3 protein-coding genes are annotated in these 2,853 nt (G+C 48.7%); 1 reads left to right on the forward strand and 2 read right to left on the reverse strand.

The window, feature by feature from the left end; all coding sequences use genetic code 11:
* Positions 1–616: hypothetical protein (locus WBA89_RS15360; protein ID WP_424407844.1), on the forward strand; the 616-nt coding region annotated here is incomplete at its 5' end.
* Between the two features lie 330 nt (positions 617–946).
* Here WBA89_RS15360 and WBA89_RS15365 read toward each other — a convergent pair.
* Positions 947–2,122 (reverse strand): GNAT family N-acetyltransferase, encoded by a 1,176-nt coding sequence (locus WBA89_RS15365; RefSeq protein ID WP_424407846.1) that lies wholly within the window; start codon positions 2,120–2,122, stop codon positions 947–949.
* Between the two features lie 348 nt (positions 2,123–2,470).
* On the reverse strand, positions 2,471–2,853 hold a 383-nt coding region (locus WBA89_RS15370; RefSeq protein ID WP_424407848.1), incomplete at its 5' end, for a RibD family protein.

Here is a 2,853-nt window from a genome sequence, read left to right on the forward strand (position 1 = left end):
GCATAGATTACCATGCTATTTGTTAGAAAACCTCGATCGAACTTGTGAGGAGTTACTTATGTTTCGCCACAATCTACCGTTCAAAAAAATCAGCCTGCTAGCAGCCACCTGCGGCGGTTTACTCGTCAGTCTCGCGACACTTTCCCAAGCAGGCGGCCCCCCGCCCCAACAAGGAAAACCCGTTTCCCAACCCACTCCCGCGACTGGAAAGCCCGTCAGCGAACCGATGCGCGGTATGAATCCCGACCAGAACCCGATGCCCTCCGCGCCAGCAGACGCGCCTCCCCGCTTCCCGATGCCCGCCGCGCGAGTTGCGCCTGCCGAAGGCATGGTAGTAATTAAACTCGTGAATACCACCAATGCCCTGATCAATTATCAAGTCCTAGGCGTGACCCAACCGCGCACTCTGGGCGAACAATCGGAAATTTTGCTCCAAAACCTCAAAGTACCGATCACCCTCACCTACCAGCGCCCAGACGGCGGATTGCTGCTGGTTCGCCCCCAAGCCACCGCAATGCCGGGAATGTTGCAAGTGAGTTTTGGCGCTACAACAGACTTGGGAACCGACACAAAATCCTTAGAAATTCAAGAAGACGGGAGAGTATTTTTGAATTAGTCATTAGTCATTGGTCATTAGTCATTAGTCATTAGTTTAGGACTTATACCATTTTTCTAAAGATGTGCTATAGATGAACTCTTAGCCCCCCCTTAATAAGGGGGGGTTGGGGGGGTAATATCTAACGCTACTTTATGAAATTGGTATTACGCAAGCGCTGTCAGAAACCGGGTTTTTTTACGATCGTCTTTTGTTGCAGCCCGCAAATTAGATAAAAAGCCCGGTTTCTTGGGTTTCGATGCGTCCAGGACTGTAGTTATTAGATGGCAATTACCAATTACCGATGACCAATGCTCAAATGCCCGCTGACTGCTGACTGCTGACTGATGACTACTTATTAAAAGGCAAACCCTGATTAACTAAATCAATTTCCTCCTGTTCCCTTTCATTAATTTGACCGATGTAAGACTTAAGAATTTGCCCCAGACGGTTGTTGTAAAATCTGTGCAAACTGTAGTTAGGCATCGCTGGAAAACCGCGCCGTTTTTTGTGCCGCCCGCCCGCACCCGGATCGAAGGTTTCGATACCCCGATCGATCGCCCATTCGATCGGTGTATAGTAACAAGCATCGAAGTGCAAACAGTCAATTTCCTGCAAACTGCCCCAATAACGCCCGTAAAGCCGATCGCCCTTATACAAACAAAAAGACATACCCACCGGCTGTCTGTCATCTTCCTTATCGTAAGCGGCGACAAATAAAACTCGATCGCGATAATTGTGGTGCAACTGTTCAAAAAAGCGCTTAGTCAGATACTTGCTACCCCACCAACCAAACTTATCGCAAGTATTCTCATAAAAAGCATACATTTGAGCAAACATCGGCTGTGGAATGTCATCACCAGTCAGCGTTTTCACCAACAAACCAGCTTGGTCAACAGCTTTGCGTTCGCGCTTGATATTGCGGCGCTGGTTGGCATTAAAAGCGCCTAAATAACCGTCAAAATTTTGATAGCCTTGATTTTGCCAAATATAGCTGTGGTGCAGCCAAGTGCTGAAACCGTGGTTTTCCATGCGCTGCCGCCATACTGGATCGACATACAGGAAATTGCAGCCAGAGATATTGTGGCGATCGCAAAAATGGTCGATCGCGCTTACCATGACATCCGTTAACTCATCTTCATCTTCACCTTCAGCAATCAAAAACCGATAGCCTTCAGCAGGAGTAAACGGTGTCATTCCCATCAGCTTCGGATAATATTGAACACCCAAACGCTGGGCTAAATCAGCCCACTGATTGTCAAACACAAATTCGCCGTAGCTGTGGCTTTTGACATAAAGCGGCGCGCAAGCAATCAACTGTTTGTTGCGCCACACAGTCAAGTGATGCGGCAGCCAACCGGTTTTACCTGACGCGCTACCGGAGATTTCGAGATTATTCAGCCAATCCCATTCCATAAAAGGAGTTTTGAGCGGCATAGCCAAGGCATCCCACGAGGCTTGGGGGATTTCGCCTATTTTGCTAATCCAGGCTACAGAATATTGTTGAGCTTTTGGCTGTTGCAGCATAGGGAGATATCTGTGTAGAGCGATCGAACTTCATTTTAAGTTAATACAGATTAAGAGGATTTTACCGCAGAGGGCGCTCTTGGCGCAGAGAGGGAAGGGATGAGAGGATTTGTTAGGAGAGGATGAGGCGGCGGAATAAATTCATTAAGATTCTCTTCCAACTCTCTTATCTCTGCGCCCTCTGCGCTCTCTGCGGTTCAAAACTCTTCTCTTGCCTCACCTGTGGCACAATTTAATACAATTATTCGATCGCCGGGAATCGCGAGTAGTCAGAAACCGAGTTTTTGGCAACATCTTCGATTGCAGCCACCAGATTCAGCAACAAACCCGGTTTCTTGGGCCTTGATGTTATACCTGCGGCGATCGATCGACCTTATAATGCAAAAACACCTCTTGTCCCACCTGTTTAACCGCCAAAAGTTCCAATTTCGGAGCCAAATCCGCCAAAAAACCCTTGCCCTCAACAGCCGTCGGTGCATCCGCGCCGCCCAAAATTAACGGGCACACCGTCAACCAAAGTTCGTCTACCAAGCCCGCAGCCAGCACAGACGCCACCAGTTTTCCCCCGCCCAGAATCGCCAACCGTTTGATACCCAAGCTTGCTAGCTGTTGAAACCCATCAATCCAATCAATCTCTCCACCTGCGGTTTTAGCATAGATAGTGCGATCAAACATCGAAGGAAGAAGGAAGAAGGAAGAAGAACCCCCCCCTACCCCCCCCAAGGGGGGAA

This window comes from Microcoleus sp. (genome assembly GCF_049646505.1).
Lineage (GTDB): Bacteria > Cyanobacteriota > Cyanobacteriia > Cyanobacteriales > Microcoleaceae > Microcoleus.

Coding starts and splice junctions, on each gene's coding strand:
- WBA89_RS15365 (WP_424407846.1), bottom strand. CDS start 2,122: ATGCTGCAACAGCCAAAAGCTCAACAATATTCTGTAGCCTGGATTAGC.